Origin of the sequence: Methylophaga sp. UBA2689, assembly GCA_002354555.1 — a bacterium.
Classification (GTDB): domain Bacteria; phylum Pseudomonadota; class Gammaproteobacteria; order Nitrosococcales; family Methylophagaceae; genus Methylophaga.
In genome coordinates, this window is the sequence record DELT01000052.1 from 1 (window position 1) to 20121 (window position 20121).

Genomic DNA, 20121 nt, shown 5'->3' on the forward strand with positions numbered 1-20121 from the left:
TTGCTGACCGAAGTGACTCCCACAATGTGTGCGTTTCGTGAGGAAACCTTTGGGCCAATTATGGCGGTGATTAAAGCAGAAGATCACGAACACGCACTGGAGATGGCCAATGACACAGAATACGGTTTAGGTGCCAGCATCTGGACTAGAAATGCCGAATTGGCGTCGCATCTGGCCATGCAGCTTCAATCAGGTCAGGTCGCAATAAACGGCATTGTAAAAACTGATCCTCGGTTGCCCAGCGGTGGAATCAAGGGATCCGGTTTTGGTCGAGAGCTCGGCCCACACGGTATCCATGAATTTGTGAACGCCAAACAGGTTTGGATAAAATAATTTCAAGGGTGAGATCATATTGATCTCACCCAATTTAAATCAGAGGTTGGTGATTTCAGCCGCTAGTTTTTCAGCTAATTTATCCAGGTTGCTGCCTAACGCGCGTACCAGTGCAGGATAACCATCACTCGCAAGTGGAGTTTCAATAGTAAATGGCGAAATTAAAAGCATATTTCCTTTACTGTCCTGCAAACGCCATTGCCCGCTGGTCACCGCTTTGCCAGTAAAATGCCCATGAAACTGCTCAATATCCAACTGTAAATTCAACGCCGTTTGTTTTAATCCCCGACTATCTGAAACCACCAGCAACTCTGGGAGTTGTTTGCTCAAGCGGCTACGCAATCCACGCCGTATTTGTTGGCCCAGATTTTCTGCCCAAAGATGCTCATTGGCTTGATGCAGAGTTATATCATCCATCTGCAATGCAATGCGTTCGCTGTCAAGAAATTCAGCCAGACTAATAGAGCCTATTACTAAGACTTGTGCTTCAGGAGTTGAAGCCTGCTCAGAGGATTGAAAGGTTTCTGGCAGGGTATAACGTTGTGTATTAGCTGCTTGATTGGCACAAGCCAATAAACTCAATACCAGAAATAAGCTAAAAAACAATTTATTGATTTTTATCAACATAAATAATCCCGATTATTTTGGCGCTCGTGGTAGAGGATCGTCGCTGTCACGACGATCAAAAATCAGTGCATTGGGTTGTTCGCCCAACGTACGTGCGACTGGTTGAAGGTCACGCAGCAGTTTTTCCAAACGTTGCAGGGTGCCTGTCATCTCTTGATAAGCGGACGAATCAGGTGACAGCCCCTGCAAAGTGGCTCGAATTTCGGTCAGTGTCTGATTAATGTTTTCTGGGATCTGCTGCGTTTCAGAAGCATTGACCAGGCTTTGAATGCTGGCGGTTAACTCTCTGATTTCGTTCAGCATGGTTTCGGAGCTTTCCAGATTACGATCCATGCCAGTTAAAATCGGCTCAACTTCCAGTTGATTGAGTTTATCCAGCAAATTCGAGACCTTCAGTTCGATTTGCGCTAAGCCTGTTGAACTGGTTGGCAGAACCTGATGCCCTTCAAACGTTCTGGCAACGAATTCATAGGTATCATCCCGCTGGAAGTTAAGATCAACAAATAATGAACCGGTCAACAAATTACCTGATTTGAGTGTGGCTCTTAATCCGGCATTCAACATGCGGTCGAAGCGAGCTGCCCAGTCTTTGATATCAACTTTTTCACTACCGCCTAAGCGTTGAGGTTCCAGGCGGATTAATACCGGAATAGCAAAGCCGCTCTGCGCATTGCGTTCGGGTGAAGTAAACTTCCAGGGCACACTCGAAACGGTCCCAATACGAATGCCACGAAATTCAACCGGAGCGCCTTTTGAAAGCCCGCGTACGGTATCTTCGATTAACAGTACATACTCAAGGTATTGAGTATAAGCTTCCTGACGTGCACTCTCCTCATCACCGTAAAGGGTAAAAATACTGTCGGGCTGGGCGCGGGAACCGACCGGTAAATCTTCAAGAACCCCAAATGTTACGCCACCGCCTAATAAGGCTTCTAATGAAGCAATATTGATTTTGAAACCTTCGGAATCCAGTTTTAAATCGACACCACTGGCAGACCAGAAACGGGTGCCTTCAGTCACCAGAACATCGTAAGGGCTTTCAATAAATAACTGATGACGCATTTCACGCTTTTCACTATCAAACTCGGCGCTTTCAACCCTGCCCACATTAAATCCCTGATAAGTTACGGGGTCACCCACTCGGAGTGAATTCCCCAGCTGACTGATCAGATTAATGCGTAAACCTTGCACACCGAGAGTTGAAATAGGCGGTTGTTCCAGAACCTCAAATTCACGTTGTTCGATATTACTATCACCGGGTTGTAATTGAATATAGGCGCCAGATAGAACGGTATTAAGGCCACTGATCCCTTCACGGCCTATACGCGGTTTCACGACCCAGAAGCGGGAGTCATCGACCAGCATCGGTTCGGCCTCTGGATTAATTCGTGCAATGATTAGTGTGTGGGTTAAATCATCTGATAGTCGCACCTGTTCCACCTGACCAATATCCACATTGCGCGTTTTTATCATGGTTTTGCCAGCTTCTATCCCCTCGGCATTTGCCATCGTTAAGGTTATTCTGGGTCCAATTCGACTATAGTTGTCATATATCAGCCATAAGCCAATCATGACCGCGACAATCGGCACAATCCAGATGGGGGAAAGACGAGACTGTCTGCCCGATTTTGCTCGATGCTGGTCGTTCACATTGTCTTCATTAGAGACAGGGGAATCACTCATTCACAGTTTCCTTGGAGTGCGTTTTTTGGTTGTTTCGGGCGTATCCCATATCAGACGTGGATCAAATGTCATTGCCGCTAACATGGTTAAAATAACGACGGCGCCAAATGCTAGTGCTGCAGGACCGGGGGTTATCGACATTAAGTTACCTGCCCGAATTAATGCCACCAGTATAGCGACTACAAATAAATCTACCATGGACCAGCGACCGATAAATTCGGTAATCCGATATAAATTGGTTCGGTTATTGGCGCTGAGATCACTGCTTTTACGTACGACAAATGACAGCCAGATCAATGCCAGCATCTTGCCGACTGGAACCAGAATACTGGCAAAAAAGATCACTGCTGCAATTGGCCAGGAGCCTTTTTGCCACAAATCAATGATGCCTCCAATAATGGTTGCCGGCTGAGTCTGGCCCAGCACCGTTGTTGTCATAATAGGATAGGCGTTTGCTGGAATATACATCACAATTGCTGCCGCCAAAAGCGCCCAGGTACGTTGCAGACTATGCGGTAAACGGAGATGCAGCGGTTCGCCACAGCGGCGACAGTGGCCATGACCTGAATCAGACAGTTCGTTTATCAAACCACAGGTTGAGCAACCTGCCAAACCTTGCGAAGCTGCCGTTTCGCCTGTGCGAATGCCTTTTGGAGCCTGGGGTTCACCTGCAAGTGAAAACCACATCCAGTCCGCATCAATAGAGCGCGTGGTCATTAACAGTAAAACAGCAAAGGCACAAAAAGCCCAGAATGAGGCTCCTAATTCAATCTGTGCCATACCAGCGATTTTTATCAAACTGACTAACGCGGCAATGATAAATACATCCGCCATCATCCAGGGATGCATATGTGATAGCGAACGGGCAATACCACGACTAAATGGAAATGGTTCTGCCCGAAGCAAACCGAATTGTAGCCAAATTACCCCTAATAGATAAACTGCCGGCAACACAATGATCGTTAGTGCCACAATGAGTGCCACCAACGGTTGATGGAAACCAATCATACTGGTGGCGGTTTGAGTAAGCTCAATGTTGTTACTTATCCCTCTGGCTTCAAAGCTCACAAAAGGAAACGAGATTGCCAGAATCACTGCAATTAATGCACTGATGGCATAAGCCATACTTCGCTGAGCTGGTCGAAAATGTCGACGTACCAATATATGTTCGCATCGCGGACAGGTGGCATGCTCACCAGGACGTAATGCAGGTAACACCACAACCCAATCACATTCATGACAGGCACGCATTCTTCTTAAGGAGACACGGCTTTCGGGTGAATACGGAGCAATATCAGCAGGCATGTTTTCGGCAGTTGGGGGTTGTTTCAATTCATTTTTCCATGACGTCGGCCAAGAAATGTAAGGAGAGAACTGGCATTATACGCATTGGTAATAGATATGTTGGGCATCAGTAGAGAGATGTTAATTTCAATCTATTGGTATGACACGGAATTGAAAATGATGTTCATTTATTGCCAGATCAGGGCTTTTTGATCTTTCATCACCGCCGCTGTTGAGAGCTGAAAACACATCAACCGAGAAAGTGTGAGAGCTATCTATGATATATCCATGTATCTCAACTCAAGCTCTGGACTGCACCAAAAACTAAAAGGGATGTTGGTTGATAAATGCTGCTGCCATCCGCTTATGACTAAATATTAAGGAGAAAACTAAGTGAGAGATATCCTGTTTTTTGATTCAATGCTAACGCCTAAAATCATTACGCTGGTTTACTGGTTGTTATTAGGTGCGGCGCTGGTTTCTGGCCTTGGTATGATGTTCGCTGGTGGTATTGGTAGTTTTTTTATGGGAATCTTCACCATGCTGGCGGGCGCTGTCGGCGCGCGTATCTGGTGTGAACTGCTGATCGTATTATTCAAAATTAATGAAAATATGAAAAAAGTAGCCGATCAATAATCATCATAAAAAAAGGGCTCGAATAGAGCCCTTAAATTGCTAAAAAGGTGCTGTCGGTGTCAGGCTTTTTTCACAAACTGCGATTTAAGTTTCATCGCACCAATACCATCAATCTTGCAATCAATATCGTGATCGCCATCAACCAGCCGGATGTTTTTGACCTTGGTGCCAACTTTCACAACCAGCGAAGACCCTTTAACTTTTAAATCTTTTATGACGGTTACCGTATCACCATCCAGCAAAACATTTCCATTGGCATCCAGGATCTCATCGGATGTTTCGACCTTGTCATTCGCCGCATCTGCCGACCATTCATAAGAACATTCCGGACAAATCAGAATATTGTCATCCTGATAGACATATTCTGAATCACACTTAGGACAATTGGGTAAAACGCTCATTTCAAACCTCAGGCTACGTTGGCATAGCGCGGTATAGTACGCCAGCAGACAGTTTTTTGCTGATAAATGAGCGTTAAAACATTCAAAGCAATATTAGGCAAATGGTTTCAGGTTATTGCTTGATAAAGTTAGTAGCCTTGCTGGTAGGCCTGTTCCAACTAAGATATATCCAGTTTTCTCATGGTCAGTAATGCCGACATGGTGGCCGGATCACGTTGCATTTTATCCAGCATAGCGTGCACAATCTGCCAGCAGAAACCAAACTGATCCTGAACCCAGCCAAATTGTAAGGTTCTGTCACCATTTACCAGCAATTTTTCCCAAAGTTGGTCTATTTCGGTTTGTGAATCACAATTAACCAATAATGATATTGAATGGTTAAACGGTGCTTTAGTACTGCCATTGAGAGCGTTCAATGGCTGCCCACAGAGTTCAAACGTGATAGATAGCACTGAACCCTTCTGGGCCGGGGCCTGCACTGTTCTAATAGAGTCGGCAACACTGATTCAGAAAAGCACATGCTGCCAAATCATCATCCAGGTTGATATCAAGCTGGCCGATTTTAAATTTGGTCATCATGCACATGTCCAAATATTGCTGCCAATGATCTTGGTATCTTCTTCGATTGGTAAACTGTAATTCGGCAATCGCTTCAAATGCTCGCACGTCTTCAGCATAACAAGCCATGATTTGTTCTAGATTCTGGCTGATAACCGCTTTTTTCCATTTGTTTTTGGAGTTCAGTATTTACGTTCATATATTTCTCCTTGTTATAAGACTCAGAATGCTGGTCTTATCAACTTGTCGAATAAACAAACGTAAAATCGACAGTCAAAAAAATACAGATTTCTTTTTTCAAGCCGATAACTTAGTTAATTGTAATGTGTCGGCAAAAAAGTATTGATTGAGGTTATAGCAGGTTTTTTTAACCCGGTTAGACTCATTCTAGTGGAAGGGTGCTGACAAAGGATTTGTGAACTAATACCTTATTAAAAATAGCGTAGGTGCTAGCATCTAACGGATTCTATCAGGGAAGATAATTCGATAATTACAACGACAATCTAAAGAAGGATTCCCTGTGAGTCTAAAGAAGTTGAATATAACTTCACAAAAGGCGATGACGCTAATCGAACTGATGTTGGTGATTGCTGTGCTTGGGGTCATCGTGACTATCGCGATACCCAGTTATCAAAGCTATATTGATAAAACTGATAATGCATTGGCTGTTTCGCAAATTGTCACCATCCAATCCGTTATCGAACGCTATTATCTACAAAATCATAGTTATCCCGCCAAACTAGATGATATTGCTGGCAGTTTACCTGACAATGGGCTTGATCCTTGGGGTAACAAATACATTTATTTAAATATTGCTGATGATTGGCCGAGGACAAGAGGACCCTCCAGAAAAGATCGCAATATCAATCCAATTAATACGCAATATGATCTTTACAGCATGGGTAAAGATGGTCAAACCAAAAAACAGGTATCCCAAAAAGATAGCCTGGATGACATTATACTGGCGCGCGATGGACGGTTTATAGGTCTCGCAGCTGATTTTTAGGCTTGATAAATCCTTGATGATAAAAAAAACGCCATACCAACGTAATAAGGTTGCTCGAAGGATTTTGTTGTCTTTTGTAGTTGCTTCACTAATACCGGTCTTAGTTCTGGGCGTATTGTCTTTTCATCAAGTCAGTCAGCAGTTATACCAACAAACCTATGATGCACTGCAAAAAAGCAGTAAAGATTATGGCTTGCGATTTATTGATCGACTGGTATTAGCTGAAAGTGCCTTACGATTATTGGCAAATCGGATTGAACGCTCGAATAATGGTTTACGTGAGCAGAATTTATTTCGTGATCAGAAAATACAAAAACAGTTTAACGATTTAGCAATTATTACTGGCAATGGCCAAAGAGCTTCTTTGTTAGGTGATACACGGATGGTGCCTTATCTCACTGAGAAAGAGATTGAAGCCGTTCGCTCTGGATTAACCCTTATTAAAACGGTTGATAGCGATGAGCGTGGAGTTAAACAAATTTGGATAGCGTTAAATTTTAATCAAAATACCCCTGATGCCGGGATTTTAATGGCTGAATTACATCCCAAAGCATTGTGGGAAGTCGATAATATAGGTATCAATCAGCTTGTAGTAATGACAGATACCGGAGAGTCCTGGTTTAGTTCATTACCCAGCACATTTCTACCCAAAGAACTTTTGGATAAACTTTTAAACAAATTTAGCGGCAACTTTAATCATAATCTGGGAAACAACAACTATCTTGGTGGCTTCTGGCAAGCCCCACTGGGTAATATGTTTGCTTCACCTGATATTATTATTATGCAGGCCCAACCAAAATCAATAGCACTCAGTGCAATCGACTATTTCACTAAAGTTTATCCACCGGTTATTCTACTGACAGTTTTAATTGTCGCATTTCTTAGCACTAAATTGATTGCTAAATACCTCTCACCACTCTCAGCTTTAAAAAAAGCGACTGAGCGTATTGCAGATGGTCAATTTGATTATCAGGTTGAAGTAAACAGCAAAGACGAATTTGAAGCTTTGGCGGATTCATTTAATGAAATGACTCGACGCCTGCGGAGCCAGTTTGAAATTCAGTCCACCATGGCTGAAATCGACAGACAGATCCTCTCTGTACTTAATGCAGATGAAATTGTTGAAACGGCTTTAAATCGTTTACCCGGAATATTATTCAGCGACCTGATATCGATTGCTAAATTTGATGCCGAAAAACAAGTGATCGTAGCAATCCATACTCGTCGAGATGATCAACATTTTGATCTTGAGGAACAGTCGATTGCCATTACCGACGAAGATTTAGCTGAATTGCAGCATAGTCAGAGCAGTGTGCTGGAAATTAACGAAAATCGGCTTTTACCGGTTTACCTGAAGATTTTAAATCTGAAGGAGAACTGGTTTTATTTGGTGATACCCGTGGTTGTGAATGGTCAGGTTTCAGCCTCCATCAGTTTTGCTTATCAGCAGCCTAAAGTCCTCGGTAATGAGCTTAAAGCGATTGCCAGAAGTTTTGGTGATCGTATTGCAGTGGCCTTATCTAATGCTGCATGGGAAGAGAAACTTTTTCAACAAGCACATTTTGATGGATTAACCGGCTTACCGAACCGTCTGGTGTTAAATGAGCGATTACAGCAGGAAATAGCCCGGGCTGATCGTGATTCAAAACAGCTAGCGGTGTTTTTTCTCGATCTGGATCGGTTTAAAAATGTTAATGATTCTCTTGGGCACTCGGCTGGTGATGAGCTATTGATAAAAGTCGCCAATCATTTATCTAAAAGCATTCGCACCACTGATTTGGTGGTTCGCATGAGTGGTGATGAATTTGTTGTATTAATAACGGATATAGATAATCCCGATCTTATCAACATGATTGCCGATAAAGTATTAAAAGCAGTAGATACAACCTCAGTAGTGGCAGGGCAGTCGGTTAAGTCCACCGCGAGTATGGGCATCGCAATGTATCCTGCTGATGCTGGAACGCCTGAAGATCTCCTCAAGTATGCGGATTCGGCAATGTATTATGCGAAAAATGATGGCCGGGCAAATTTCCGATTCTATTCCGCAGAGATGACAGAGAAAGCGCTGGAAAATATCAAGCTTGAACATGACTTACGAGAAGCAATAAGTAAAGACGAAATTGTCGTTTATTACCAACCAAAATTTGATAGCAATAAAAAGATCATCGGTGCTGAAGCATTAATCCGTTGGAATCATTCCGAATTGGGCATGATTTCTCCTGCCAAATTTATCCCTATTGCTGAGCAATCCATGCTGATTGTTGAAATTGGACGTTGGGTACTTGAACAAACCTGTGAATTGATTAAATCATTTACCAACCTTGGAATTGAGCCGGTACCTATTTCAGTGAATATTTCGGGGGTTGAATTCGATCGCCCTGACATTGTTCCCAATGTAGCCGAAATTCTTAAGCGCACACGAGTTAACCCTGATTTTATCGAACTGGAGCTGACTGAAAACGTTGCAATAGGCAATCGTGAAGCCTGCATCGAAAGAATGCATCAATTGAAAGGATTAGGCCTAAGACTGGCGATGGATGATTTTGGCACCGGTTTTTCGTCATTGTCCTATTTGCAGGATTTACCATTGGATGTACTGAAAATTGATCAGCATTTTATTCGTGAGCTGGAAACCGGTATCAATAGCCAGGCGATTGTAAGAGCCATACTCGCCTTGGCGGATGGTTTACAGATGCAGGTGATTGCTGAAGGGGTGGAGACGGAGTCCCAATTAAAATTCCTGCAGGACCATCAATGTAAATTCTTCCAGGGTTTTTTGTTTAGCAGGCCAATTCCAGTAAACGAATTCGTCAAACTACTTCTTGGGAAAGATCAAAAAACTATCCCGGCTTAGGCAATATTGAAATTGGTAATTCAGCGACGCAATTAGAGCACCAGTTTACAGCTTATCCCCTTACAGTATTTACGGTTAATCCAACAGACTTCTATTCTGCTCCAATGAAATCAAATCGCCATGAGCATCCATCCGGGCAGATCGCCTAGAACTTTGTAACAGCATGAATATTACTAAATCGTCTACAGCTGGTTCAGGCAATAATTTGGCTAATAATCTGTCATGAAAAATAGCTGCACTGGCCAAAATAAAATTGGCGATTAAGTGGAATAATGGACTTAGAATTAGTCGTGACTTTGTTTGATAGGTTTGATCGAACAACGGTTTCATTTTGAGATTTAAAGATTGATCAGCTTTAACCCAGCCGACCTGTTACCGATTTTATAAAAGCTTCTTGGATAGGCATTTCACCTTGATACAACTCTTCAATCTGATTAACGGTTTCTGAATGATCCAGGCATTGCAAAATGCAGGCAGCGACATCGGATCTGGAAATAACTTGTTGCTCCTGATCTGACGGGCGAACAGTAGTGATTTTTCCGGTTAAAGGTCCATCGGTTAATCTGCCGGGACGTAGAATGGTGTAGGGCAGGTGACTTTCAATAAGATGTTTATCGGCGAAATATTTACAGATGTTGTAATGCTTAATGGCCTTGGTTCCGTGTTCCGGGTCACCAGCATCACGTGAGCTGACCATAACAAATTGTTTGATGGCGTGTTGTTTTGCCTTATCAACCGCCTTACAGGCACCCCATAAATCCACCAGTATGGTTTTATCAGCACCTGTTTTACCACCGGAACCAGCGGTAAACACTACTTTATCGCAATCAGCAAAAGCATGGTCTGGCAGGTCGGCTTCGAGATCGGCTATTACAACATCAGCCCCCAAATTTTCAAACTCACCAGCCTGTTCTGCGTTACGCAGCATGACTTTAACCGGCATTTTCTGCTCAGTCATCATTTGAATTAATAGCTTACCGATTTGGCCATTGGCGCCAATGACAAGGGTCTGTTTATCTTGCATGTTTTTCTCCTGTGGCTGATTCACGGGATGATTCGGGTGAAAAGTGTCCTTCCAAATGCATATTAATACAGAGTATGGCGGGTATTATGCAGAACTCAAGAGCCGGGAAGTCTGAGTTGCAATAAACCGCCTCCCAAGACGAGAGGCGGTAAAGAGAGTTTAAGCTTCTTGAGAAGCTTGATAGTTTTCTAGAAAGGACTGCAGGCCTTGTTGAACTAAATCGTAGGTTTTATCGATATTGCCAGCAATATCGCCTTCCAGTACTTTCAGACCACCCAGAATATCGCGTGCTTCTTTAAACCCCTGATCAATTCCACCGCCAATCACTTCAACAAATGATTTCAGGGCTTCTTCAAGCGGCATATCCTGACGGGTGCTGTAATAAGCATCAAAAAAAGCCGTACTCATTTGCACAATGCGTTCGGAAGTTGCTTCGGGCGATACATCAATACCTTGTTCATAAGCTTTTTGAATGGCGTTATCGCCAAACTCGGCCTTCAAAGAGTCATTGATACCCTCAAGGGCCGTTTTGAACAGTAATGCCATGGCACCATCGCCATTGCCATCACTGATATTAAATGAGACTTGCAGAATAGAAAGATTCAGTTCGCTATTGGAGTCAGATACTGAAAACTTTTTTTCCTGAGCCAAAACCGAAACCTGCTGACCAAAAGGGCCTTCCTGCTTATTCACAGGATCCTTTGCCATTGAACTAACGGTTTGGCCAAACGGAGCAGTGTTAATAGTCATTTTGTTGTCCTCGAATGGATCTACTCTAAGGGTAGCGGCGACGTGCAGAATGACTTTAATCTCGTTTTAATGAATGGTGATTTATTTTTTCAGCTTCACGAATAGGTGTCAGGGCAAGCAACCATCCCGCAAACATAAATATCAGCATGCCAAGCAAAATCGCTTCAAACTGCACACCACCGTCAATCAGGAAACCTAATACAGCGGGTGCCAGACCGGTTGAAAACACCATAAAAGCTGATTTGACACTTCGCACGCGTCCTAAATGTTCACGACCCCAAAGTACGACTAATAAACTATCTACCACCGGCGATGACATGCCAAGTGAAATACCGGCTCCAATCATTAGAATCAAAACACCCGCATTGCCCCCCACTAATACAGCCAAAATAATAGCTAATGCAAAAGGTGCCAGGTACAAGCGAGCTAGAAGCGATACTCCTAATTCATCTATCCAGCGGCCTCCAAGTAATGCTCCCGGGAAACGGGCAATGCCCATTGCCGTTAAACCTAATGCATATGCGGTGGTGGTGGCATTTAAGTCTATGGTCATTTGCGACTGAAAAATAAAAATGCCGGTTAAAGTGACTGGCAAAGCCATAGTTAATGGAATAATCAGCCAGAAACGTTTTTCCAGCATCGGATTGGGGCCTTTGATTTTGTTACCGCTGCTATCACGTTTGATTTCAGGAGCTTCAGGCCATTTTGCCAAAAGCAGTAGCATCAACCAAATAAGTAAAATGACTAAAGCCACTGCCCACCAGATTTGCTGCCAGCTCAGCCAACCAATTAATAATGCGATAACCGGCGCCAGAATAATTTCACCCAGAGGCATGCCAAGACTGACTAATCCTAGAGCCCGACCCCGATTAATGGTAAATTCGCGGCCAGCTAATGTACTGCCAAAATGGGTCATCAATCCTTGACCGCATAACCGTACCAGTCCCAGACCAATTAAGGCTGGAATCAGCCATGGTGAAGTGGTCAGTAAAATTACGCCCGTCAATAACGCTGTTAGCACTAATAAGGCATATCGCCGGGGAGCAATCCAGTCCAGCTTCTGGCCAAAATGTAGCACCAGAAATCCACTTGCCATTGTAAGTGCGGCATAAACAGCCCCAAATTCACCTGCTGATAAGTTTAATGAGTTGGCGATATCAGACTGAAACAAACCAATGAAAAAACTTTGCCCAAGATTGCCTGTAAACAGTGCAATAAAACCAATAGCCAGTAAACCAAACTGGTTGCGTATCAAACTGAGGTAACTGTTCGCTTGAGGAGAAGTCATAAATTCCGTCGATTGAATAAACAGGATGGCTTTTTCTCTAGGCAGAGAAAAAGTATATGGTCCGAAATTATAGAGTAGAGAACTTTCTCAGGCGAATTTACACAAAAGATGAGTGTGTTATTTTTAACCGCAAACGCAGGGCTCGGACGATTTTCTTCGGCAAACTTAGTAATGACTTAATGCAGAACAACTACATCGCATCATTTCCACCTTTTCGACGAAATGAACCCTCAGCAGTGGTATCTTAAAGATCAACAAGCCCTAAAGCCTTAACAGGTTTTGAATGATCTCGTCTTCAGTTTTTCCTTTAGTGCGAAGGTTGTAATAGTACTGGCAGAGAGCTGAAAAGCTATGCGGAGTCTGTAAAGTCGGAAGTTTAGTAAACCATTCCAACCTGTTTACCGCCGTTTCTTTAATGTTATGTTCGAACAGCATATCTTCCAGCTGGGCGGCACGATTGGCAATCATACGATGACTTTCATCAAACCGATCGGCAGCAGTGATAAGCAGTTCTGCTGTGCGTTCAATTTCAGCTGTTTCATCGTTTATTTCGGCACGACTGCGTTTTACCAGCCACTCCTGGGGTGACATTGCCACTTGTCCATCGAGCCATAGGGGTATTTCGTTTTCATCAAATATTGGCGCAGCTTCCATCTGCGGGATGTCATCATTATTTTGATCACATGCCGTTAACGAAAACATTAACAGTAAGCTTAAGAATAAGGATGTTAAAACCTTGGGCCACTTGTACATATTCACTCCAGAGAAACCTGCTGATGAACAGCAATCTACCGGCATACTAGAGTGCTACGGATGAAAGCACATCAGAGATAATCCTGAAATGTTAAGGAAGATGTCACAAGGTGCCTACAAGCCATTAATCCGGTAGCTTGGATTTAGGCGGTGCAGCTTTTCTTTTTTTGATAAACAGTCTTGGATTTTTGACGATAAATGACCAGATCCAACGTTCGAGAAATGATTTGGCTTTTGCTTTCTTCAAGTATCCGTAGCCGAGTACTGAAATAAACAAAGCGCCTATTGCATCCACAATCAGGTCATACATGGTGTCAGTTAAGCCTGAGTAATCACCGAACATGGGTTTTTGCATATTCATACCAAAAATTTTATCCATGGAAAATTCAAATATCTCCCACAAGGCCCCCATCCCCAAAGCAAACATAAAAGCAAAAAATGCTATAAACCCCGGCATCATCTGCAAATGGATAAATTCATTTTCATTAAGGAGATAAACCAGCAGGAAGCCAATAATACCCAACAGAAACCCCGAGCCAGCGTGCAAAGCAATATCCCACCACCAGAACTTTGTGTAATAGCCATGTACTTCACCCAGAAATACCGATGCAAAGACAAAAGCAATTGCCAGAAGTTGAAATATAGCTGGTACATGAACATTGAATTTTCTTGCCAGCAACACAGGAAATAAGGTGATGATGATAATGCCGAGAGTCACTATCGCATTAAGCCATTGTTGTTCCCAAATAGACCCGCAAAACCCGGCGAACAAAATAAATTGCAACAATAGTGTCAATTTTTTAGGCACAGATTGAGATGTCATTTGAACTCCAGAGACATGATTTTTATCTTAACTTTCTAATGTACAGAACTGTTTTGCATCTTATGAATCAACAAACCCTAGTGTGATTTCTATAGATTAAAAAGAACATACTTTATTAATGGTAGTAAAAATAATTTATTTTTGGGAATATCGAGAGGTTTAAATGCGCCGGTTTCTAAGAGTCTTGCGATGTGGTCTTTTTTTATCGCTGTTTTTTTCAACAATCAGTATGGCAGATCAAGTTATTATTTTGCGCCATGCGCTTGCACCTGGCGTCGGTGATCCCGAAGGATTTGATTTGGAAGAATGCCAGACTCAGAGGGTATTGTCTTCTGAAGGACGCCAACAAGCGATTGAAATAGGCCAAAAACTTCGTGAATCAGGTATTACTGAGGCCGAAGTTTTCTCCAGTGAATGGTGTCGTTGTCTGGAAACTGCAGAATTACTGGGCTTTGGTCCACCGCAAAAGCTGACGGCACTAAACTCTTTTTTTCACGCATCAAATCGCCATTTAAAACAACAGTTTCTGCAAGATTGGAAAGCGCATATCAGCGAAGTGAAAACCGCTAAAACCAAGGTTTACATCACTCATCAGGTTAATATTTCCGGGCTTCTCGACAAGTTTTTGTCATCGGGAGAGGGTGTAGTGGTGGAGGTGAATGAACAAGGGAAACTGAAAATTGTATCGATTTTGCAATGAACCCTTTCGCCTTGATAGAGTCACAGGGTCGTGGCTTTCTCATAGTGACCTCTGTTGTGATTAAAAGATAAACAAGTCTAGGTTCTGTTTATCTTCCAGATCCACCCCTGCTGGAGGCTATGATAGATAAACATAACCTAGAACTGAAAACTACATTTGTTAAGCTGTCGATAGCAAGCAATTGACAGCTTAAATCAATTATTGATCGCTACCTTCGCATCAATCTGAAGCCCTCTGGGCAAATAATAAATTCAAAAAAATAAAACAAAAGGAGATCACAATATCGTGTGGATTTTTGATATGAAATGGAAGTTAACTTCAGCTTTGCTAGTGACATTGTTGTTAACATTCAGTTTGATAACCGAAACGGCTTGGGCCGAACCTGCTCCTCCTACCAATAACGAAAAACATTACTCAGCGCTTGCTGACACCCTCGAAAATGAACAGTCCCGTGAAAAACTTATCGCAGAATTACGCGAATTGGCACAGGCGGCTGAAGCAATGGATGGAGAAGCCACTGCAGAAGAGTTGGTGGATGAACCAACGTTTGCCAGACAGATTGCCAATACGACTCAATCCATTGCACAGCAGATTGTTTCAACAGTCGAAACGGGGTTTTCTGCGGTAGCCGCAATAGGTTCTGATGAAGCTGGCACCTTTGATTTGCAGAAATTGTTGGATGAAAGTTTCTTTTTGCTGGTGGTGATTGCCAGCACATTATTAATGTTTTATGTGTTGCGAAGTCTGGCGCGACATGCTTTTCATCGTGCTAATGATTGGGCTGAAGCGGAAGGAGACTATCCGGAAATTCGCAAATTCAGCGCGATTTTACTGGCAGCTGTAGTGGATTTAATGACAGTAGTATTAGCATGGGTAGCTGGTTATGCCGTTGCCTTGTTTGCCATTGGTAGCAATGGGGAAATGAATGTCAGTCAATCACTATTCCTAAATGCTTTTTTGGCGATTGAAATATTCAAAGTCATTCTCCGTACAGTCTTTGCTGGACGTGACGATGCGTTGCGTTTATTACCAATCTCTGCCGATAGTGCCACTTACTGGCATATCTGGTTAGTAAGGTTAACCAACTATATCGGTTATGGCATGTTGCTGATTGTGCCATTGGTCAATCTGAATATTAATCCGGTAGTCGGCCAGTTGGTCAGTGTACTGGTGGTATTAAGTGCATTTATCTATGCAGTTGTTGTCATCATGCAAAACCGCGTATCCGTTAAGCAGCGTTTGTTTTTTCATGCACAACAGTCTTCTTTCGGCTTTTCAAGAGTCAGTCTGGGGATTTTGGCACGTAGCTGGCACATTCTGGGAATAGTGTATTTTGCAGTGTTAGCCGTAGCTTTATTACTACGTCCGGTAGATGCCCTGCCGATGATGTTAAAGGCCACTTTCCAGACCATTCTAGCGCTGGTGATTGGCGGATTGCTGGCGAAGTTCCTGGCAAAAACCATTGGTCGCCCGATTCATGTTTCAGAAGATTTGCGTTCACGTTTTCCGATGCTGGAACAACGGGTAAACGGGTTTGTACCAAATATCTATAAAACCTTACGTATTTTGCTGGTGGTGGTCGTTGCCGCAGTCATTTTGGATGCCTGGGGAATCCTCAGCCTGACGGCATGGTTAGCGTCAGAGGCGGGTATTCATACTGTTGGTACCTTGATTAGTGTGGCTGCAATCCTTGTCGGAGCGATGGCGGTATGGATTGTTTTGGCAAGTTGGATTGAGCACCGGCTTAATCCTGGTGATGAAACGCATTTGCCAACAGCAAGAGCCAAAACCTTACTGACAATATTCCGTAATGCAGCGGCTATTGCTCTTATCATAATGACCGTCATGATTGTGCTGGCTGAAATTGGCGTCAACATTGGACCATTACTGGCTGGCGCAGGTGTACTTGGTTTAGCCATTGGTTTTGGTGCACAGAAACTGGTGCAAGATATTATTACCGGGGTGTTTATCCAAATGGAAAATGCCATTAATTCCGGTGATATTGTGACTGCAGGCGGCATCACTGGTACAGCTGAGAAATTGACAATACGCTCTTTAGGTCTGCGGGATCTTTCAGGAACCTATCATCTGATTCCATTTTCATCGGTCGATACTGTGTCCAACTTTATGCGCGAATTTGCTTACCATGTTGGTGAGTATGGGGTGGCATATCGTGAAGATACCGATCAGGTAATTGTGCATCTGCGTGAAGCCTTTGCCGAGTTAATGGCAGATGCCGATCAGCGTGAGAAAATTCTGGTCGATGAACTGGAAGTTCATGGTATTACTGCTCTGGCAGATAGTTCAGTCAATATTCGGGTACGGATTAAAACCCTGCCGGGAACGCAGTGGGGTGTAGGCCGAGCTTATAATCGTCTGGTGAAACAGCATCTGGATGCAGCAGGAATTGAGATTCCATTCCCGCATATGACCATTTACTTCGGTCAGGATAAAGATGGATCGGCTCCACCTGCGCCGCTGAGAATGGTTGGAGATTCGGATTCGAACTCTGCCATTCAGTTAGAGCAAAAACCTGAAAAAACTGAAAGCTCAAAATCATCAAAATCCAACCCAAAGGATAAACAGGATTTTGATGAGGAACATTAGAGTTAACATTTCCTAGTTCTCTTTAATCGCAAAAAACACCCTGTTAATTTCAACAGGGTGTTTTTTTTATGGCTATCCGTTTAGACGTTGCTGAATCAATCGTTGCATATTTCGGGTACCGGCGCAGTTATCGCATTCATCAAGTGCGGTTTGTATTGTTGATTGTGCTGAGTGGTAATCCTGTTTCAAATAAAATAAAGTAGCGGTCATCAGCGATTTGTTCTGATAATTTTCCAGTAAATCATCAACGATCAAAAGCAGACCTGAATCAGCACTGAAATATCGCAGATCACTGGTATCGGCAATCAACGCCAGATTTAACGCCCAGAATGCTTTATCTGATTCACCTTGCAAAGCTGTTGCCAGAGCAAAACCAATTTTGGGCAAAGAAGCTTTGGGATCTTTTTGGGATTGTGCTTTAAAAGCATTTATCGCTGTTGTCGATTCATAACGCGATAACGCTTCCCAGCCATCAATATTGGAATAATTGGAAATAGAAGAAGTTGATGGAGAAGCAGGCCTTGCTGCATTGGTTGTATAGCGTCTTACCGGTTTCGTATCACGGTAACCCTGAGAATAAATAATCGGTGCAATCAGAGTGATACTGTTATTTCGAAAACCATAATAGCCTGACCGGTGACGAGGCCGGGTGGTATCGTAATGTCGATAATACGGTTTATAACGAGGTTGTTTAAACTGGTTCAGTCTGGGATCCAATCCAAATGAGCGGTGGCCCGTGATGCCGATTGAGGGATGGCGGTAATGCCGGTTGCCAGAATAGCCATGATGAGGTCGATTATGCAGATTCTGACCAAGTTGCACGTTCACCGACACCTCGGCATAACTGTTTTGACTGGGCACAAGTAGCGTAAGCCCGCTAAGCAAGCTGGCGCTGAAAACGGAAACAAATAGGGTTTTACTGAATGACATAGCCATTACCTCACAGTTGGCTGGCTGATAACCATCAGACTGGTAACCAGTTTAATGGTTCGCTTCCCAGAATGTAAATTAAGGTAAAGCAATGTTTCAGTGAGCTTTTTGGTATCATGCGCGCTATCTTTTCTTCTTTAAAGTTCCTCATGTCTGCTACTGATTTTTCATCGTTAAATTTACCTGCCGAACAACTTGCCGTGCTCGACTCTCTTGGTTATAAACAAATGACTGCTGTGCAGGCGCAAAGCCTGCCGTTAATTCTGCAAGGCAAGGATTTGATTGCCCAGGCCAAAACCGGTAGTGGCAAAACCGCAGCCTTTGGTATTGGCTTATTACAAACTATTCAACCGGATTTCTTTGCTGTTCAAGCGCTGATTATTTGTCCAACCCGTGAATTAGCCGATCAGGTCGGCAAAGAATTACGCCGTCTGGGACGCGCTATACCGAATCTGAAACTGGTGATGTTATGCGGTGGTAAACCGTTAGGACCGCAAATTGCCTCATTGGAATATGGTGCACATATCGTGGTTGGTACACCTGGACGGATTCAGGACCATCTTAAAAAAGCCACACTGAAGCTCAATAAAGTCAAAACCGTGGTGCTTGATGAAGCCGATCGCATGCTGGATATGGGATTTGTTGATGCGATGCAGGAAATCATGGGGCAGACGCCAAGTTCCAGACAGACCTTGTTATTTTCAGCGACGTTTCCCGACAGTATCAAACAAATTAGCCGCAGTATTCAAAGCGATCCGGCACGGGTAACAGTTGAGTCACAACATCAACAGGCTGTAATTGATCAGTTATTTTATGAGATCAAAAAACATGAACGTAACAATGCATTATTAATGTTATTCCAGCATTATCAGCCCAAAAACGCCATTGTGTTCTGCCACACCAAAGTACAGTGCGATGAAGTTGCTGAGATGCTGAGAAATAAAAAAATCGATGCTCAGCCGATTCATGGTGATTTGGAACAGCGGGAACGGGATCAGGTGTTGGTACGTTTTGCCAATCAGAGCTGTCCGGTATTAGTTGCCACCGACGTGGCCGCACGCGGGCTGGATATCAAAGCAATTGAAATGGTCATCAATTATGAATTGCCACGGGATCCCGAAGTGTATATCCACCGCATCGGACGAACTGGTCGGGCGGGGGAGTCTGGTCTGGCAATGAGTCTGGTGGCTGAAGCTGAAGTGCCACGCATGCTGGCGATTGAGAAATATCAGAAAAAACCGTGTCGCTGCGATGTGCTGGCTTCGCTGGATCGTGATGACAGTTTTACGCTTGAAGCCGATATGGTGACTATTCAGCTGGATGCCGGGCGTAAAAATAAACTGCGTCCTGGCGATATTCTGGGCGCTCTAACTGGTGATGCCGGACTTGATGGTGCCGATATTGGCAAAATCGATATTTTTGATATGTCGAGTTATGTCGCTGTAACTAAATCGGCATTGCGACAGGCAATGAATTATCTGGCTGATGGCAAGGTTAAAGGTCGTGCTATTCGTGCCAGAAAAATACGTTAAAAATCTTTAAGAAAACACCAATAGCCATGTTTTAATTGTGGTAATAATTACCCTGAGCTAACTATTTGCAAGAGTGTTGCCATGACCGACCTGATCAATGATATCCCAACCGAAAACGATATCTATAAAACATTGCTGGAATCGACCAAAGCCATTCCGTGGAAGTTAGATTGGGATTCTATGCAATTCACATACATTGGCCCGCAAATTGAGGCTTTGTTAGGTTGGGAGCCATCAAGCTGGAAGTCTGTTGAAGATTGGGCTGTTCGGATGCATGAAGATGAACGGGAATGGGTGGTGGATTACTGCGTTTCCCAATCCAAGTCAGGAAT

General features: G+C 43.4%; 20 protein-coding genes and 1 pseudogene. 8 read left to right on the forward strand and 13 right to left on the reverse strand.

The genetic code is table 11. From position 1 onward, the window contains the following. A partial coding sequence (locus tag B3M51_RS05380) for an aldehyde dehydrogenase family protein (protein ID WP_292757376.1) occupies positions 1-333 on the forward strand: 333 nt, incomplete at its 5' end. Positions 334-372: 39 nt separating this feature from the next. Here B3M51_RS05380 and B3M51_RS05385 read toward each other — a convergent pair. Genes B3M51_RS05385 through B3M51_RS05395 form a run of 3 tightly spaced genes read right to left on the reverse strand, consistent with a single transcriptional unit; the run spans position 373 to position 3975 of the window. Further along, positions 373-960 (reverse strand): PqiC family protein, encoded by a 588-nt coding sequence (locus B3M51_RS05385; RefSeq protein ID WP_292757378.1) that lies wholly within the window; start codon positions 958-960, stop codon positions 373-375. Positions 961-972: 12 nt separating this feature from the next. Then, complete coding sequence (gene pqiB / locus B3M51_RS05390) at positions 973-2643, reverse strand: intermembrane transport protein PqiB (RefSeq protein ID WP_292757380.1); 1671 nt, start codon at positions 2641-2643, stop codon at positions 973-975. Then, positions 2644-3975 carry a paraquat-inducible protein A gene (locus B3M51_RS05395; RefSeq protein ID WP_292757382.1) on the reverse strand — a complete coding sequence of 444 codons (1332 nt, stop codon included), beginning with the start codon at positions 3973-3975 and terminating at the stop codon, positions 2644-2646. 345 nt (positions 3976-4320) lie between these two features. Between B3M51_RS05395 and B3M51_RS05400 the strand changes: the two genes are divergently transcribed. After that, positions 4321-4563 (forward strand): DUF4282 domain-containing protein, encoded by a 243-nt coding sequence (locus B3M51_RS05400; RefSeq protein WP_292757384.1) that lies wholly within the window; start codon positions 4321-4323, stop codon positions 4561-4563. Positions 4564-4622: 59 nt separating this feature from the next. Here B3M51_RS05400 and B3M51_RS05405 read toward each other — a convergent pair whose 3' ends face one another. The 3 genes from B3M51_RS05405 to B3M51_RS05415 all read right to left on the reverse strand — a co-directional run bounded on the left by B3M51_RS05405 (position 4623) and on the right by B3M51_RS05415 (position 5711). Further along, a complete protein-coding gene (locus B3M51_RS05405) occupies positions 4623-4964 on the reverse strand; it encodes a zinc ribbon domain-containing protein YjdM (RefSeq protein WP_292757386.1) in 342 nt (113 codons plus the stop codon). A gap of 158 nt (positions 4965-5122) precedes the next feature. Further along, positions 5123-5416: a VOC family protein gene (locus B3M51_RS05410; RefSeq protein WP_292757388.1), complete on the reverse strand. Its 294-nt coding sequence runs from the start codon at positions 5414-5416 to the stop codon at positions 5123-5125. A 31-nt stretch (positions 5417-5447) separates the two neighbouring features. Further along, positions 5448-5711, reverse strand: a complete 264-nt coding sequence (locus B3M51_RS05415; RefSeq protein WP_339776366.1) for a nuclear transport factor 2 family protein — start codon at positions 5709-5711, stop codon at positions 5448-5450. 331 nt (positions 5712-6042) lie between these two features. Between B3M51_RS05415 and B3M51_RS05420 the strand changes: the two genes are divergently transcribed. Beyond that, on the forward strand, positions 6043-6528 hold the full coding sequence (locus B3M51_RS05420; RefSeq protein ID WP_292757390.1) for a type IV pilin protein: 486 nt from the start codon (positions 6043-6045) through the stop codon (positions 6526-6528). Between the two features lie 67 nt (positions 6529-6595). After that, positions 6596-9382, forward strand: a complete 2787-nt coding sequence (locus B3M51_RS05425; protein WP_292757392.1) for a bifunctional diguanylate cyclase/phosphodiesterase — start codon at positions 6596-6598, stop codon at positions 9380-9382. Between the two features lie 75 nt (positions 9383-9457). Here B3M51_RS05425 and B3M51_RS14460 read toward each other — a convergent pair whose 3' ends face one another. From B3M51_RS14460 to B3M51_RS05450, 6 genes are all read right to left on the reverse strand, one after another. Continuing rightward, positions 9458-9712 carry a DUF6596 domain-containing protein gene (locus B3M51_RS14460; RefSeq protein ID WP_366511818.1) on the reverse strand — a complete coding sequence of 85 codons (255 nt, stop codon included), beginning with the start codon at positions 9710-9712 and terminating at the stop codon, positions 9458-9460. Between the two features lie 25 nt (positions 9713-9737). Next, entirely contained in the window at positions 9738-10406 is a 669-nt protein-coding gene (locus B3M51_RS05430; RefSeq protein ID WP_292481219.1) for an SDR family oxidoreductase, read from the reverse strand. 159 nt (positions 10407-10565) lie between these two features. Continuing rightward, positions 10566-11156 carry a DUF5610 domain-containing protein gene (locus tag B3M51_RS05435; RefSeq protein WP_292481217.1) on the reverse strand — a complete coding sequence of 197 codons (591 nt, stop codon included), beginning with the start codon at positions 11154-11156 and terminating at the stop codon, positions 10566-10568. A gap of 55 nt (positions 11157-11211) precedes the next feature. After that, positions 11212-12444 carry an MFS transporter gene (locus B3M51_RS05440; protein ID WP_292757394.1) on the reverse strand — a complete coding sequence of 411 codons (1233 nt, stop codon included), beginning with the start codon at positions 12442-12444 and terminating at the stop codon, positions 11212-11214. Between the two features lie 261 nt (positions 12445-12705). Beyond that, positions 12706-13197 carry a hypothetical protein gene (locus B3M51_RS05445; RefSeq protein WP_292481212.1) on the reverse strand — a complete coding sequence of 164 codons (492 nt, stop codon included), beginning with the start codon at positions 13195-13197 and terminating at the stop codon, positions 12706-12708. Positions 13198-13321: 124 nt separating this feature from the next. Beyond that, complete coding sequence (locus B3M51_RS05450; RefSeq protein ID WP_292757396.1) at positions 13322-14020, reverse strand: hypothetical protein; 699 nt, start codon at positions 14018-14020, stop codon at positions 13322-13324. A 229-nt stretch (positions 14021-14249) separates the two neighbouring features. Between B3M51_RS05450 and B3M51_RS05455 the strand changes: the two genes are divergently transcribed. Continuing rightward, entirely contained in the window at positions 14250-14720 is a 471-nt protein-coding gene (locus B3M51_RS05455; protein WP_292481208.1) for a histidine phosphatase family protein, read from the forward strand. A 300-nt stretch (positions 14721-15020) separates the two neighbouring features. Next, positions 15021-17327 (forward strand): mechanosensitive ion channel domain-containing protein, encoded by a 2307-nt coding sequence (locus B3M51_RS05460; protein ID WP_292757398.1) that lies wholly within the window; start codon positions 15021-15023, stop codon positions 17325-17327. A gap of 72 nt (positions 17328-17399) precedes the next feature. Here the strand turns inward: B3M51_RS05460 and B3M51_RS05465 are convergent, their stop codons facing one another. Further along, entirely contained in the window at positions 17400-18257 is an 858-nt protein-coding gene (locus B3M51_RS05465; protein WP_292757400.1) for a hypothetical protein, read from the reverse strand. A 149-nt stretch (positions 18258-18406) separates the two neighbouring features. On the opposite strand from B3M51_RS05465, the gene dbpA reads away from it, so the two are divergent. Further along, on the forward strand, positions 18407-19789 hold the full coding sequence (gene dbpA / locus B3M51_RS05470) for an ATP-dependent RNA helicase DbpA (protein ID WP_292757402.1): 1383 nt from the start codon (positions 18407-18409) through the stop codon (positions 19787-19789). An 81-nt stretch (positions 19790-19870) separates the two neighbouring features. Further along, positions 19871-20121: pseudogene (locus B3M51_RS05475) on the forward strand (sensor domain-containing diguanylate cyclase); the annotation flags it as partial.

Bases quoted from the DNA above. Each gene is read 5' to 3' on its own strand.
- B3M51_RS05385 (WP_292757378.1), bottom strand. From the start codon at position 960: ATGTTGATAAAAATCAATAAATTGTTTTTTAGCTTATTTCTGGTATTG.
- pqiB (WP_292757380.1), bottom strand. From the start codon at position 2,643: ATGAGTGATTCCCCTGTCTCTAATGAAGACAATGTGAACGACCAGCAT.
- B3M51_RS05405 (WP_292757386.1), bottom strand. From the start codon at position 4,964: ATGAGCGTTTTACCCAATTGTCCTAAGTGTGATTCAGAATATGTCTAT.
- B3M51_RS14460 (WP_366511818.1), bottom strand. From the start codon at position 9,712: ATGAAACCGTTGTTCGATCAAACCTATCAAACAAAGTCACGACTAATT.
- B3M51_RS05430 (WP_292481219.1), bottom strand. From the start codon at position 10,406: ATGCAAGATAAACAGACCCTTGTCATTGGCGCCAATGGCCAAATCGGT.
- B3M51_RS05435 (WP_292481217.1), bottom strand. From the start codon at position 11,156: ATGACTATTAACACTGCTCCGTTTGGCCAAACCGTTAGTTCAATGGCA.
- B3M51_RS05440 (WP_292757394.1), bottom strand. From the start codon at position 12,444: ATGACTTCTCCTCAAGCGAACAGTTACCTCAGTTTGATACGCAACCAG.
- B3M51_RS05445 (WP_292481212.1), bottom strand. From the start codon at position 13,197: ATGTACAAGTGGCCCAAGGTTTTAACATCCTTATTCTTAAGCTTACTG.
- B3M51_RS05450 (WP_292757396.1), bottom strand. From the start codon at position 14,020: ATGACATCTCAATCTGTGCCTAAAAAATTGACACTATTGTTGCAATTT.
- B3M51_RS05455 (WP_292481208.1), top strand. From the start codon at position 14,250: ATGGCAGATCAAGTTATTATTTTGCGCCATGCGCTTGCACCTGGCGTC.
- B3M51_RS05460 (WP_292757398.1), top strand. From the start codon at position 15,021: ATGAAATGGAAGTTAACTTCAGCTTTGCTAGTGACATTGTTGTTAACA.
- B3M51_RS05465 (WP_292757400.1), bottom strand. From the start codon at position 18,257: ATGTCATTCAGTAAAACCCTATTTGTTTCCGTTTTCAGCGCCAGCTTG.
- dbpA (WP_292757402.1), top strand. From the start codon at position 18,407: ATGTCTGCTACTGATTTTTCATCGTTAAATTTACCTGCCGAACAACTT.